Source organism: Amedibacillus sp. YH-ame10 (genome assembly GCF_053848885.1).
The window spans coordinates 19,703-34,118 of sequence record NZ_JBSPFA010000015.1; the positions used below are offsets into that span (position 1 = coordinate 19,703).

At 34.3% G+C, this 14,416-nt stretch carries 16 protein-coding genes and 3 tRNA genes; 4 read left to right on the forward strand and 15 right to left on the reverse strand.

The annotated features are described in order from the left end of the window. Positions 1-50: 50 nt before the first annotated feature. On the reverse strand, positions 51-467 hold the full coding sequence (locus ACWG42_RS07765) for a helix-turn-helix domain-containing protein (protein WP_455791356.1): 417 nt from the start codon (positions 465-467) through the stop codon (positions 51-53). 63 nt (positions 468-530) lie between these two features. Next, the gene (locus tag ACWG42_RS07770; RefSeq protein ID WP_455791357.1) at positions 531-1,367 is read right to left on the reverse strand and encodes an alpha/beta fold hydrolase; all 837 of its coding nucleotides are present in this window, start codon (positions 1,365-1,367) and stop codon (positions 531-533) included. 193 nt (positions 1,368-1,560) lie between these two features. On the opposite strand from ACWG42_RS07770, the gene ACWG42_RS07775 reads away from it, so the two are divergent. Then, complete coding sequence (locus ACWG42_RS07775) at positions 1,561-1,989, forward strand: hypothetical protein (protein WP_455791358.1); 429 nt, start codon at positions 1,561-1,563, stop codon at positions 1,987-1,989. Between the two features lie 64 nt (positions 1,990-2,053). Here ACWG42_RS07775 and ACWG42_RS07780 read toward each other — a convergent pair whose 3' ends face one another. The 7 genes from ACWG42_RS07780 to ACWG42_RS07810 form a co-directional block, all read right to left on the reverse strand. Beyond that, positions 2,054-3,418, reverse strand: a complete 1,365-nt coding sequence (locus ACWG42_RS07780; protein ID WP_455791360.1) for a cadherin-like beta sandwich domain-containing protein — start codon at positions 3,416-3,418, stop codon at positions 2,054-2,056. Between the two features lie 15 nt (positions 3,419-3,433). After that, positions 3,434-5,440, reverse strand: coding sequence for a dockerin type I domain-containing protein (locus ACWG42_RS07785; RefSeq protein ID WP_455791361.1), 2,007 nt, complete (start codon positions 5,438-5,440; stop codon positions 3,434-3,436). A 17-nt stretch (positions 5,441-5,457) separates the two neighbouring features. Then, a complete protein-coding gene (locus ACWG42_RS07790) occupies positions 5,458-7,086 on the reverse strand; it encodes an N-acetylmuramoyl-L-alanine amidase (protein ID WP_455791363.1) in 1,629 nt (542 codons plus the stop codon). Positions 7,087-7,264: 178 nt separating this feature from the next. Beyond that, a tRNA-Asn gene (locus tag ACWG42_RS07795) sits at positions 7,265-7,340 on the reverse strand. 137 nt (positions 7,341-7,477) lie between these two features. After that, positions 7,478-8,140 carry a deoxyribose-phosphate aldolase gene (gene deoC / locus ACWG42_RS07800; RefSeq protein ID WP_455791364.1) on the reverse strand — a complete coding sequence of 221 codons (663 nt, stop codon included), beginning with the start codon at positions 8,138-8,140 and terminating at the stop codon, positions 7,478-7,480. Positions 8,141-8,206: 66 nt separating this feature from the next. Further along, entirely contained in the window at positions 8,207-9,208 is a 1,002-nt protein-coding gene (locus tag ACWG42_RS07805; RefSeq protein ID WP_455791365.1) for a hypothetical protein, read from the reverse strand. 81 nt (positions 9,209-9,289) lie between these two features. Then, a complete protein-coding gene (locus ACWG42_RS07810; protein ID WP_455791366.1) occupies positions 9,290-9,946 on the reverse strand; it encodes a manganese catalase family protein in 657 nt (218 codons plus the stop codon). Positions 9,947-10,030: 84 nt separating this feature from the next. Here ACWG42_RS07810 and ACWG42_RS07815 point away from each other — a divergent pair, with 84 nt between their 5' ends. Together ACWG42_RS07815 and ACWG42_RS07820 are read left to right on the forward strand one after the other, a co-directional pair. Beyond that, entirely contained in the window at positions 10,031-10,432 is a 402-nt protein-coding gene (locus ACWG42_RS07815; RefSeq protein WP_455791367.1) for a thioesterase family protein, read from the forward strand. A 79-nt stretch (positions 10,433-10,511) separates the two neighbouring features. Continuing rightward, the gene (locus ACWG42_RS07820; RefSeq protein ID WP_455791368.1) at positions 10,512-10,928 is read left to right on the forward strand and encodes a DUF2871 domain-containing protein; all 417 of its coding nucleotides are present in this window, start codon (positions 10,512-10,514) and stop codon (positions 10,926-10,928) included. Between the two features lie 26 nt (positions 10,929-10,954). Here the strand turns inward: ACWG42_RS07820 and ACWG42_RS07825 are convergent, their stop codons facing one another. Then, positions 10,955-11,608, reverse strand: a complete 654-nt coding sequence (locus ACWG42_RS07825) for a hypothetical protein (protein WP_455791369.1) — start codon at positions 11,606-11,608, stop codon at positions 10,955-10,957. A 104-nt stretch (positions 11,609-11,712) separates the two neighbouring features. On the opposite strand from ACWG42_RS07825, the gene ACWG42_RS07830 reads away from it, so the two are divergent. Then, positions 11,713-12,264, forward strand: coding sequence for a DUF4362 domain-containing protein (locus tag ACWG42_RS07830; RefSeq protein WP_455791371.1), 552 nt, complete (start codon positions 11,713-11,715; stop codon positions 12,262-12,264). 84 nt (positions 12,265-12,348) lie between these two features. Here ACWG42_RS07830 and ACWG42_RS07835 read toward each other — a convergent pair. The 5 genes from ACWG42_RS07835 to ACWG42_RS07855 all read right to left on the reverse strand — a co-directional run bounded on the left by ACWG42_RS07835 (position 12,349) and on the right by ACWG42_RS07855 (position 14,282). Further along, positions 12,349-12,424 (reverse strand) — tRNA-Ala (locus tag ACWG42_RS07835). 18 nt (positions 12,425-12,442) lie between these two features. Next, positions 12,443-12,519, reverse strand: a tRNA-Ile gene (locus ACWG42_RS07840). Between the two features lie 80 nt (positions 12,520-12,599). Beyond that, positions 12,600-13,295: an N-acetylmuramoyl-L-alanine amidase gene (locus ACWG42_RS07845; RefSeq protein ID WP_455791372.1), complete on the reverse strand. Its 696-nt coding sequence runs from the start codon at positions 13,293-13,295 to the stop codon at positions 12,600-12,602. 61 nt (positions 13,296-13,356) lie between these two features. Then, positions 13,357-13,890, reverse strand: coding sequence for a flavodoxin family protein (locus ACWG42_RS07850; RefSeq protein ID WP_455791374.1), 534 nt, complete (start codon positions 13,888-13,890; stop codon positions 13,357-13,359). Next, positions 13,887-14,282, reverse strand: a complete 396-nt coding sequence (locus tag ACWG42_RS07855; protein WP_455791375.1) for a MerR family transcriptional regulator — start codon at positions 14,280-14,282, stop codon at positions 13,887-13,889. The genes ACWG42_RS07850 and ACWG42_RS07855 overlap by 4 nt, the downstream gene beginning before the upstream one ends. Between the last annotated feature and the right edge of the window lie 134 nt (positions 14,283-14,416).

Here is a 14,416-nt window from a genome sequence, read left to right on the forward strand (position 1 = left end):
AAACAGTATTCCCTTAGCTATCACATGAACAATTGTGTTCATCTATATATTTAAAATGTATACCCTTTTAAGGTAAAGAAATATTGTAAGCGATGCTTTTCATGTTCCAATTCTTCCTTTGTTTTTAATATATATAATATTTTATCTGGATTTTCTTTACTTTCCACAACTGAAACCATTTCTCCTTTTTCAATTGCAATTGCCGCTTTTTCAAAGTAGTCTTCAAGGATTTCCGCAATATTTTCATTCGCAATGATATCTCGATAATATAGAACAACCATATCTGCTTTGGGTTCGCCAAATACACGTTGCATAGCTGCATAGGTTGTCAACCAAACATTCCCACTTTTCTTTATTTCATGTGGTAAAAAACGTTGGCGCTCCACTGCCTTACGAATTGTTTTTCCATCCGCTAAACCCCATTTTTCAGCAGCTTCACTAAATGTCAACACCTCATCTAATTTCATGCTTTCATCCTCCATATAAGGGTATTATAGGTTTCCAGGATTAGAAAGTCAAATATATGTTAATTAGAAATTAGAATTTATAAATGCTTCTGTAGTACATATAAAATCATCTTCACGATCTTCAAACACTGCGTGTCCACAGGGAGATAGACCATAGGATGTAATCCATGAATTCTGTATATCGTTTACTTTGTTTAAAATTACATTCGCATCACAAATTGGATCTTCTTTCCCTATCATAAGCAAAGTAGGTACAACAATACACGCAAGTGCATTTGTAGCTTGATATTTGTAAAACCAAGAAGACATAGCTGCAATGTGTCTCAATGAATTGGAAGGATTTTGTGGTGAATAGATAAAGTCAAGAAAGTGTTCATCCTTGAATACTTGTTCAGGTTCTATCACATCTTCTTTCATAGATGTTTCTGGCTTGTTTACGGGCAATCTTTCTTCCATCATGGACTTAGTTCTTTCAAACATTTCCAGAGCTTGAAAGCGTTCAAAAGTGATGGCTGGACTACTTAATATTAATCCATCAACATCACCATAGCATTCCATATATATACAAGATAAGAGTCCTCCAAAAGAACCTCCCCACAAAATTACTTTTTTATGCCTCCAACGCTGTTTACAATCTTGTATAACATCGTATACATCCTTGCTAATCAACTCCTTAGGTAATCCTTTACGAAGCTCATATGTAGATATCCCACTCCCACGTTGATCAAAATATATACAATGATAACTTTCCTCTAATCTTTGAAAGGAAGACAATTCCATCAATGGCTTTGCGCCACTACCCGGTCCTCCGTGTAAAATCACAATGAGAATATTACTAGTAGTATTCCCTCTTTCATAAATTTGAATATCGATATCACTTTTATGTAACTTATAGTCCATTTTACACAACCTCCCTATGTCGCTAATTCGCGTCACTGTTTTTAGTATATCACTTGTAGAATGCAGTTACAATACTCTTTGTGTAATTTTTTTCAACTCCAAATTTATTTTGTTTTTTCACAAAAAAGACTTCACAAGTAATTGAAGTGGTGTTATAATGTCGCTAGTTAGCGACATAAAAAGGAGAAGAACTATGTTAAAAATGATTATTAGTTGTGGATTAGGTATGTCTTCTAGTGCATTGGCTGTTCATATGCAGAAAGAGATTGTAGAGAAAGGTTGGGAGGATAAAGTACAGGTTGAATTTCTACCTTTCCCTTTGCTAATGACAAAGCAAGAAGAACTAGATGCTGATATCGCAATCCTTTGTCCACACTTGATGTACTATGCAAAAAATGAATCTAAAAATGAAAAAATCAAAATTCCAATGTATATCATACCTTCTTTGATGTATGGAAAGATGAAATTAGTGGATTTAATGGAAGATGCGGAAGACTTACTTGCTTTAAATCAGAATAATAATGAAAAGCTTTGGCATTTCGAAGAAGAAAAACTATTAGATATCAAACGTAATGTATCTCATCGAAGATGGATTAAAACACATCCTATTCAAGGGAAGTAAGGATTTGATTAGTTGATAGACATAAAAAGAAATAGCACATGAATCGATTGTGCTATTTCTTTTCTTATTTTTGAACGTTTCCTTTTTTATTCTTCATCGCAAGAACAAAACCTGCAGCGGTTGTAATTGCCAACAATACACTAACACCGATAAAAATATTTCTCATTAAATTGGCACTATCCAAATCCTTTGCCATATCTTCATAAGTTGCTTTACTTACTGGTGCTGCACCAGAGTATAGTTGTAAAGTATTTTGTGTTTTTTCATATTGGTAATATACTTTTTTACCATTGCCATCCATTACATAGATTAACGCGTAGTTCTTTAATGTTTTATCATTAAATTCCCATCCCATAAGTTCAACAGTATCTACTTTGACTTTTTTATAGGTTAGACCTTCTTGTTTCTGTAAATCTTCTTCTACATCAATAATAAATACATTTTGTCCTAAGATTGCGGTTGGTTTGAAAACAGTAGATACCGTTTTTTTAGCTGTATCATATACATAGAAATTCTTTTCTCCTGTTTTTTCATCAACTAAGTAAACGATTGTAGTGTTCATTGCTTTGTTTGTCCAAGCCGTAACATCTTTTCCGTTCATTTTGATGGAAGTCTTTTCAAATCCATCAGGGGCAGTAACTGCATCTGTATTTCTTACAACTCCTAATTTTAACTTATTGTAGTTCATATAAATCAAAGGTTTTTCATCTACCGTAGCTGTAATTACATAAGATTTTGTACTTTCATTTTCTGCAGTAACAGTGACTGTGATTTTATTCTCTCCAGGTTTTACTTCGATATCACCAGTACCAGATACGGATGATTTAGAATCTTCTGCAGTTGCTCCTACTTTTATAGATGTCACTGTAGCCACCAAAGATACGCTATATTCTGTGACATCAGCGCTAAAGTCTGGGCTAAGTTTACCCTCAGAAATTGTTAATGTAGATAAATTTGCGTTTTTAGAACGTGTATCTTCTTTTTCTTCTTCAGTTGGAGTATTCGTTGTAGTATTTCCACCACCACTGCTATTTCCTCCTCCACCGCCACCACTTGTATTACCACCAGTAGAAGGCGCTACGATAGAAACACTGTTTCCACCAAGATATGTCCCAGCAGGAACTTCTGTCATAGAGGATGTATTAGTTAAATCTCCAGCTGTAAATGAAATAGATGCACTTCCGGATGATCCAGCAGTTGCAGTTGCACTTACACTACCTCCACGATCACACCAGTTCCCAGCACTTTGAAGTGTTGCGTTGCTTGCTGAAGCTATTACACTTCCCTCATATACTCCACATGAGAAGCTTGCAGAAAAGCCTCCTCCTGGAGCCACAGATGCCGCATTAACAATAGTTGCTCCTTGAGTTCCCAACAACAATGAAACAGCTGCTACAAAAGCTAAAATTTTATTTCCTATCTTTTTCATATTTTATTTCCCTTTCTATTGTGAAATATTTGAAATATTCAATATCACATTTTTGACCAATGCATAATCTAGTGAGGATATCTTCCCATCACGATTTACATCGGAGGCAGTATTGTATATCCCTTGGATAGATTTTATCTTTAAAATATGGTTTTTGATAGATGCATAATCTAAAGATGATATCTTTCCATCACCATTCACATCTCCACGAACAAGAACATCGTATGTTTGTGTTTCTCCGTCTTCTTTGATAGTGATTTTCATTCCTGTACCTATCTTCCCAGAGGTGATTACTTTTCCAGAGGCGTTTTTCATTGATACGAAAGCTCCTGCACTACTCGCATTAATTTTGGTTGCAATCGTCGCCACATCCGTTCCTACTGTGAATCCACTCACAATATCTCCAGAAGAAAGCAAGCCTAAACTTGAGAAAACTCTACTTCCAGAGTTACATATAGAAACTTTCGATGCCAGTATATAACCATAATCCCTAGAAAAACTATACTCAGCATCTGGTACAATTGTAGTTCTCGCACTATTGAGAGGAACATCCGATTGTATTTTATAATACTGAGCACCATCTGCACCAGTTTCCTTTCCTAGTATAATCATTGGAAAGTTTTCTAATGCTTGATTTCTGTTTGTTCCTGTAGAGTATAAAGCTTTTTTAGTTGATGAAGTTGAATTATACACATATGCATTTTCATCTGTTACTCCAATGGTATATTTGTTGTAATCATTTTTATTAGTAAACTCATTAATTTCGTAACTAAAGTATGCCTTCTTTTCACCAGTGTATGGATCAGAAGCATATTTTGAGCTAATTCCCGCATATTTATTTCCAAGATGTGGTCCTCGATAGCGATAATTTGCAGGATCTAAATAACCTGAGGAAATATACGTAAACGCATGAGCTTTAATACAATCTTCTAATGTTGCATAGTGCGTCGCTAAATCTGGGTTACTATCCACAGCATTGTGACCAAACAAATTATTACGATCAAGGGAATAACCACTTGTTCCCCAACCACTTTCATTGATTGCTGTTCCATACATCAAAGATGCATTCACTCCATATTTATTCTGCGCATTGATAAATGCTTGTCCTTGGCTCTTCATTGCTGATGTAATCCCTGAACCCTTTTTACTTATGAAATAATTATTCAAGTCACTTGCAGTGAAATTTGATGTGGTTCGATGCGATAAATATTCGTAATAATTGTAATATGGAAGCTTTGCATTTATCGCATTCGTTGTAACACCACTACGATAATCATCTATCATTTTAGTGTAACTAGTGTAGAAATAATTTCCATCATAGCTATAGTATTTTGTATTCGCATTTAGATAGGAAGGTTGATAACCTACCCAGTTTGATGCAGAAGCTGTCATATTATTGTAATAATAAACATGCTTCAATCGTCCATTTGTTACAATATAATGACTCGTCGGTGTGGAACTGTTATATTCTACCAAGCTAACATTTGCCGCAGGAACATCCAATACTGTATTAGCTACTTTCACTCTCACAGTGCCATTTGCATTTGTTGATAAATATGCGGCATCTGATGCAGAACCTCCAGCAAATATATCCTGTAATCCTGTCACAAGGTTGTTATAGTAAAATGTTCCTTTCAAATGAGCAACACTATATGTACCAGCACGGGTATTATACGCATCACGAACACTATAATCGCCTACACTACGTGCTTTCTTTTTTATATCGACATCTTTTTGCGCTTCCTCTTTTGTATCATATTCGCCCACTACATCTTCTTTTGTTCCAATTTCTCTTACCACTTCATAGTAATCAGGTTCATAAGTTTCAAATGGAGATTCGTGAAACGTAATACTTCCATCTTCTTCGATTACCACGAATGTCGTATCTATTTCTTCATTAAATTTATCTTCTTCGCTTTTTTCATCTTTTGTTGATTGTTCTTGTGCATGAAGATTTCCTTGATAAAGGAAACACAGGAACACGCTGATAACTATCAACATAGAAATTTTGACTTTTTTCAAATTTGTATCTCCTTAACTTACTGCTTTATTTGATTTATATTTAAAATATGATTTTTTATGAATGCATAATCTAAAGAAGATATTTTGCCATCACGATTTACATCTCCAGCTTTCTTTGCTGCACCACTTAATGAAGTCACTCTTAGAATTTCATTTTTTACATATGCATAATCTAATGAGGATATTTTACCATCTCCATTTGTATCTCCCTTAACTACAATCATAAATTTAAAATTTTCGTTTCCTTTACTCACAGTCACTAATTGTCCAGTCGCAATTTTACTATCTAAAGAAACAGGATTCGCTGATTTAGTAACAGATATTCCTACAGAACTATCTGCTGCTTTCAGTTTATCTGTAAGATTTTGAAGCGATGTATTTAAATTTAATCCTCCAACAAATCCATCCTCAAACTGAGTACCACTATTTGTCATCATTGCTTTAAAATTCTCTGGTATGGTTGTATTTACGCTATTTTCCAATACCAATCGTTCATACTCCTGTTTCACCAAATTCAAAAATGCATTCCACCCCATAGTACCTTTAGTTCCTTCAATGATGTTATGTGCACAGTTTTTACCAGACCAATCTTTATGCATTCTTACTGCATTGGAAGGGAGTCCATTTTCATATAGTAATTGTGCTGTTAGATAAGCCGCATTCTTTTCTGCCTTTGCATAATTTCCATCTGCATTCTCACAGATTTCAATTCCTATCGTTGCTGCATTCCCCATCATCTGTCCATCACCAGCATGGTATCCCACTTCATTCATAGGCATACTTTGATATATTTCATTATTATCAACTGTATAATGCCATGATATCCATGTTCTACTATCGTTAATTTGCAAATTTGCATGAGCTGCTGCATTGGCACCATATCCTGTACTTGCAGTATTATGTATCGTTACATATTGTGGTTTCATCGCAATCCCTGTTCGCTTATCTTCTCGGATTGGCATAATTCTTTGTTTAATAGAAACTCCGTTAACAGAGCTTACACTTAAAGAAGATGGAGAATCAACAAAAGTTCCTTGATTACTACTATAGTAATAATTGCCATCGTCACCATACTGTGGAGATACCCAAGCAGTAGTTCCATTTGGCTTTACCAATTCCAGGAATTCCATAGCTTCTTTCCTTACTTGATAAGTACCTGCCGGCAATGTTTGGCCAGTTTTAAATTTACTATTTGCGATAGGAGCTTTAAATTCTGTACAATTACGTTTCAATGTAAACGTACCATTTACATTTGCATATTCTCTTATAGTTAAAATGCTTGTCTTTTTTACCCAACTCCCATTTACATTAAAATACTGAGATGTTGTTGATCCCTCAAAAGCTTCCCAGGCCACTCTTACGGCAGAAGCATAACGAATTTCTCCAGTTCCATTCCCACAAATAATGAAATTCCCTAGTCGGTTATATCCACCATACATTTCGCGAGCACGTGGATTGTAATCAGGCATCCAAGCCTCATATCCACTTGTGTCATAATCTGGCACTAATTCTTGATCTTCTTCTCCACTTTCTGTATATCCATTACTTGTATCATCGTCTTCAGCATGTATCAAATACGAACCTGTACTTAAGGTAGCAAACAAAGACAACGCTGTCACCATAACGAGTAATTTTTTAATTTTCATTTGATTCTCCCCTTTCATATCCTTTTAATTATACATCAAAACGCTTTATCATAAAAGTATCATAACAACAAAAGGTAATAATTAACAAATTTATTCATGAAATTGTCCTATATTTACTATAACTACTGAAAAACAAAAAAAAACAAACCATCATTGATAGTTTGTTTGTTGCACTAAATGGCGCCTGAAACAAGACTCGAACTTGTGACCTGCCGGTTAACAGCCGGATGCTCTACCGACTGAGCTATTCAGGCATTTCTTAAGTGCTTAATTATGATATCATAATAAATCTGATTTGGCAATATTATTTTTCAAGAAAATTCACATTTTTTTATTTCTTTTTATCCCTTAAAAAAAGCACTTGTTTATATAGCTACAAGTGCTCCTAATTTTAATAATCTGATTCGTTTGTTTTGTTCTGCATAAGCGCTACACCAGCACTTGTTCCAATACGATCTGCACCAGCTTCTACCATCTTTTCCATATCTTCATAACAGCGAACACCACCAGCGGCTTTTACTTTACAAACACCTTTCACAGTGTCCTTCATCAATTTCACATCTTCTGGAGTTGCGCCACTCGTACTAAATCCTGTAGAAGTTTTCACAAAAGTCGCTCCAGCTTCCATACATAATTGACATGCCTTAACGATTTCTTCTTTTGTAAGTAAACAGTTTTCTAAAATCACTTTTACACAATGTCCATCTGCCGCTTTTACAACTGCTGCTATGTCTTCTTTAACTAAATCATAATTTCCAGCTTTCATGGCCCCAATATTTAAGACCATATCAATTTCGCTTGCTCCATTTGCAATCGCATCTTTTGTTTCGAATGCTTTAGCTGCTGTAGTCGTTGCTCCCAGTGGAAACCCAATGACAGTACAAACCATAACATTGCTTCCTTTTAATAAATCAGCACAAGTCTTAACCCAACAACCATTCACGCAAACACTTGCGAAATCATATTCTTTTGCTTCTTCACATAATACTTTGATTTTATCATAGACAGCATCTGCCTTTAATAATGTGTGATCAATATATTTATTTAATTCCATGTTCAATCCTCCATATTCTTTATGATATTAGTATAGCATGTCTTTCTATATAAATCATAGCTTTACTTATTTTTGTTTTTTCCAATACGCTTGTATAAATGGATCTTTTATAAATGAGATTGTAAATCGTGCAAACACAGTATACCGAATGACTTCTAACAGGCATATTGTGATAATAGAAGTCCATCCATAATGTTGTGTCATAAACATATCTATTGTATTAGATAGTGATGTTGAAAATCGTATAAGTTCTAGTATCCAGGCAACTATAAACGTATAATATGTCCACCGCTTATACAAGAACATCGCAATTGCAGGAAGTGACCAAATAAGTGCACTATACAACGACGCAAACAACATATAACGTTGTACATAATCAATCCCTTTTCCATCACTCGATACATAAAGCCTTAAAAGGAATAGTCCCATAAAGATTAGGATCAATCCCCCATAAATGCAAACTATTAAAAGGATCGCATTCCATTTCAACGAACGAAGAGCTCTTCCTTTAATTTTCAGTTGCGATTGCTTGCGTACTTCATAGTCATCATTCTCCGCAAACAACTTTTGTATCAATGCTCGATCCTCTTCTTCTGCGGATTGACCTGTTGTTTCATAACGCTCCCATACATAAGCAATGGGTTTTTGATATAAGCGATATGTGTACATAAGAAATGTAATACATTTACATATATATAAGATTGTGAACAAAATTCTTATTGTGTTTTCATATAAATCTTTTGCATCATATTGGTAAAACATCACAATCGAGTATAGTCCATACAAACTAAATATACTCACCAATGTAAATAACAATCTTCCCATTTTTGTTTCTTTCCACAAAAACAGAATAGCAATGACCCATAACAATATTTCTATCCCACTTTGTGCACAATATTGTACAAGGACTTCTTGTTCCTGAAAGATTGCCTTTATCGCAAGAAATCCTACGCCAAAGAACGCAATCAGAAAGACAAGAAGAAAAAGAAGTTGTACACGCAATTTGCGTAGTCCTCTATTTCTTGCGGATTGAAAAGCTTCTTCATTTATAAAAAGCGTTTTGTTCAATTTTATCACCTTTCTTATTATACAAGAAAAAGCCACATTTGCCTATGCAATGTGACTTGTAATGTTTCCCGGGAAATGAATTTATTCATCTATTTCTATTATATCGTTTGGATTTATAAAGGTCGGATTCGGTTTATCAAAATAATTAGATGTATCTAAATCAAATGCATTATGTCCATCCAATCCGAAATCTTTAGTTTCTGTATGTGTAGTTAGAATGGTCATTAAATTCTTTAATGTTTGTAATGATTTTTGTGCATTTTCTTTTAAATAACAAAACACTTTTTGTGCACCTTCATCTTGTATAAATTCAACAAGTTGTTCATATTGATGAACACGAGCATCTTCAAATTCCATATCACGTAATACAGATGCGGTTAAATCGTTGTTTACGTGATGTTCAATAGGTTTCTCTTTTTCCTCTTCACCACATGGCAAAATAAATTCAAATACTGGAGTATCATCGTTTGATTCATCATAATAACGATCGTCTTCTCCATGCATTTGATGAATTACATCCGATAGCACTTCCATATCATTCAACAATTTTGCACCAAGTTGCATATATACATCATGAAACTCTTCGTTATGAATCATAAACGATTGTCGAATATATACAAGGGCTTGCTCTAAGCCTGATTTGCATCCTTGTAATTGGTGGTCAAGCAATAAATAATACTGCGCGTTAGGTCTTGTGATATGCACTTCCACTGGAAGCTTATCTTCATATATAAACATGTATTCTATACCTCCATATTTAACATTAGTATGGCATAAGTTTTTTGAAGTATGCTATAATACCAAAAGATAAGGAAGGTGCTTATGAAAGAAATAACTTTAAATACAACGTATACCCAAGAAATCGTGGTAGAAGAACGTATGTTAGCCGCAAATGTAGGAAGTGGAGTTGTAAATGTATATGCAACTCCTATGATGATTGCATGTATGGAGAATACGGCTGTAAAATGCTTAGAGCCATTTATGGAAGAAGGAGAAACTTCTGTTGGTGTTATGATCAACTCCACACATGACGCTGCCACTCCTGTTGGTATGAAAGTACGCGTGAGTGCTACCATTACTGCGGTAGATCGTAAAAAAATATCTTTTGAAATCATTGCTGAAGATGAAAAGGATATCATTGGCAAAGCGAGTCATGATCGTTTCGTAGTACTGAAAGAAAAGTTCGAACAAAAAGCTAAACAGAAATTAGATGAACAGCTCTAAGGGCTGTTTTTTCTATGAGCAAATCACTCTACTTCCTTATTAAGATATGATAGGATATTTTTATACGAGGAGGATACAAATGAACAAATTATATAAACTATCTGTTTTTTACGCAATACTTGGAATGGCTGGTGGAGTATTTTTTAGAGAATTTACGAAACTACAGGGCTTTGATGGAGTTACTTCTCTAGGAGTAGTACATACGCATGCATTTATGCTAGGTATGATGTTCTTTTTAGTAGTACTAATTCTTGAGAAATTATTCGCATTGAGTACACAAAAGAATTTCCTTAGATTTCTATATATTTATAATATAGGATTACTAATCGCAATTGTCATGCTATTTGCACGTGGTATTCCTCAAGTTTTGAATATCACATTGGCATCTGGAATGAATAGTGCAATTAGTGGAATTGCAGGAATTGGACACATTCTTATTTGTATTGGCTTGTTCTATTTCTTCAAAATCTTAAAACACCAGACTAAGCAATCATAGAAAAGGTCATAACCTCGAGTTATGACCTATTTTTTTATCAAATTCTCTTTACGCATACACTGTATTTCATCTACTTGCATACCCAACTGGCTTACATGTATTTCCTCTTTCAAAGGACACGCAAGTGGTTGAATCATATAAGAACATAACGTGCAGTATCCCATAGAATCGCTCCTACGTATACACTCATATTTACATTTCATAATACAGTTTTTATCAATCCATTTCGCAAGTTCCAACATCGCATTTTCTGCTAAACGATGTGTAAACTCATTTGGTAAACCTGCATCTAATAAATAGCGATATAAAATATCCGCGTATGTTAAGCAATATTCCATAATGAAGAAGTTCTCAGCGTTCTCTTTTTGGATATGTGTTGGCCATAAAGAGCGAATGATATGATTACGATCATATCGTTCTTGTTCAATACGCTTTCTTGGATTTTTCAAGCATTCATGATTGCATTCTTTACATCTTGATAAAAATTCTCCCATGGTTTTAAGTACTTGGAATTTAAAAGTAGGAAAATCTATCTTAACAGAAAAATCCTTTTCCAACTTAGGAAAAGCTTCTGCACACATAATTAATATTGCATCTACACTTTCTGCTTCAAATACAGATAACTTTGTGATAGGTTTTTCTAAAAACATCATCAAATCATTACTATTTAAGTATTTCATATAAAATCACCTCCTTAATATTACACTAATTGATAAAGTAAATAAACCTTAATGAAACATTTTTTATATTTATACGGTCTTCTTTATAGAGGAGCGTGAATAGGATGAAGAAAATATTGATGATTTGTATGCTAGGTATTCTCATTGGCATAGGGTGTTCAACACAAAAACAGGAACAAAAAGAGGCATCTGTTTCAAAAGTAAAGGATTTTGGTGAAGTTCTATATACATTCACTGAAGAAAATGATGTAAGCGCATGGAATTCTTTTGTGAAGGAAAAATCACAGTATCAAAAAGCTACCATTAAAATCATAACGTATACAACAGAAGGAGATCCTATTATCACTACATTAACGAAAGATAAAGATGGATATATGTTAACAATCGATTCTAGTGCTGATGGGTATCGAGGACATATTAATCCCATTGTATCAAAGTCTTTTAAGTACCTTCATAGTATGAATGGGCAGGAATATAGTGATGCTATTAAAGAATCGTATATCATCTGTTTTAGCGAAGATCCTGCTTTCATGGACTATTGGTTTCTTAGCGATTATCCAAAAGTAAACATATTTAAAGATCGTGATATCAACATTATAAAAACGCCTACTTTTATAATGGATCCCTACAACATATTGGTTACAAAACGAAAGTAACATTCAAAAAAAGGCAAAGCACCCCTTGCACGTACAAAAAAGATCCCGATAAGCGACTGCTTCGGAATCTCTCGTTAATTATCATGGTGGAGCTTATCGGGATCGAACCGATGACCCCCTGCGTGCAAGGCAGGTGCTCTCCCAGCTGAGCTAAAACCCCATGTATAATTAAATTCGATGGTGGGCCTGAATGGACTTGAACCAACGACCTCACCCTTATCAGGGGTGCGCTCTAACCACCTGAGCTACAGGCCCATTTCCATCGAATGCCTATATATAATACCATGTGAGTATTATCGTGTCAACTACTTTTTGAACAATTTTTTATTACTTTTTTATGTTAAAAAATCGAAATATTCACTGATACCATTATATAGGGTTTTGGCTACTTTCTGTTGGTATTCTTCTTGAATAAGCAAAGCGCGATCTTGTGCATTTGATAAGAAACCACATTCAATTAGGGATCCTATTTTTTTCGCATTATTCAATATATAGTAATCCCCCTCTTTGCATGTCATTTGCGTACCTGTTAATGTTTTTAAATGTTTCTGCATGATTTGTGCAAATGCTCTAGCAACTTCATTATCCTTTTGATAGAAAGCTTGTGCTCCTTTTACATTCGTATTTGGATATGCATTTAGATGAATCGATAAAAATAAATCTACATCTTTATCGTTAATAATGCTTATCCTTTTTTTCATATCTTCTTTTTTTCGTACCTTCGCATCTTTTGAAGCTAGATCATAATCTCCATCCCTTGTCATAATTACTTTAGCTCCAGATTGTTCTAATAAGGCTTTTGTTTTTTTTGCAATATAAAGATTGATTTCATCTTCCTTATACTTACCACTTTTAGCACCTGCATCTATTCCTCCATGTCCACTGTCTAATACAATCACAATGCCAGCAAGATTTTGTACTCTTTTTAAAGCTGTTACACTTGTTACTCGAGTCATAAAAAAGCTTCCAAATAATAATGTACAAAGAATTGCGATTCCAAGTATATATTTTTTCTTTTTCAAGTTCTTCACCACTAGCAGTATATGAATACACCAACAAAATTATTGCGTAAAATAAAGACAATCGTCTTTTTTAAATTTTATTACCCGCTTGATAAGCTTGATTCATAAGAGGAGTTTTTTCTACTTCATGCATATCATATGCACATAATCCATAGATGATATCTCTAACATTTGGTTCCTCTAAACAATCAAAGAAACCTTGGAAGCTTTCTACTACATGTTTCATAGGTTCTCCGTCTTCTTCTGCAGCGCTCATAATTACATAGTAATCTTTATTCCCAAGTTTTGTATACACAGGGCAAGTACGATCAATCAACATTTTCATTTGTGCACTCATATTGTAAAAATAGACTGGAGTAGCCATTACAATTACATCTGCCGCAACCATTTTTTCTAAGATAGCATCCATTGCATCTCTTTGTACACAACGTCCAGTCTTGGGGCAACTTCCACATCCTGTGCAAAAATGAATATCTTCCTTAGCAATTTGAATTTTTTCAACACGATGTCCAGCATCTATTGCGCCTTTCATAAATTCATCACACAATACATCTGAATTGCCTTGAATCCTTGGGCTTCCTGCTAGTATCACAACATTTTTCATTTATTTTCCTCTTTTCTCTTTAATTTCTTTTCACCAGTTAGTACTCTTGTTTCATATCCTTCAATTTTTTGATTTAATCGTTCTAGAGTCATCTTCATTTCTTCCATACGCTTTGTTAATAAATTGCGTTGTTCCAACAACAACTCTTTACGCGCAGCAATCGTAGAATCGCCTTCTTGAAACATCGCTACATATTCAATCAAAGATTCAATCGATAAACCAGCACTTCGCATACACTTAATGAATTCTACCCACTTGGTATCTTCTTTTTGATAATCGCGAATACCTCCAGGGGTACGATGTACAGGAGGTATTAAGTGGATTCTTTCATAATAACGTAATGTGTCTTGTGAAATATCATAACGTTCACTTACCTCTTTTATACTTGCCATAAATATCCTCCTTATGGTTCTTTCCTTCTATTATAAACCTTAGAGTAAACTCCAAGGCAAGCATTATTTTGTAAACATTAAAAATGTCTACATCTTTGTCTTTTCCGTTATCCTCATTTCTGCTATAATATCAC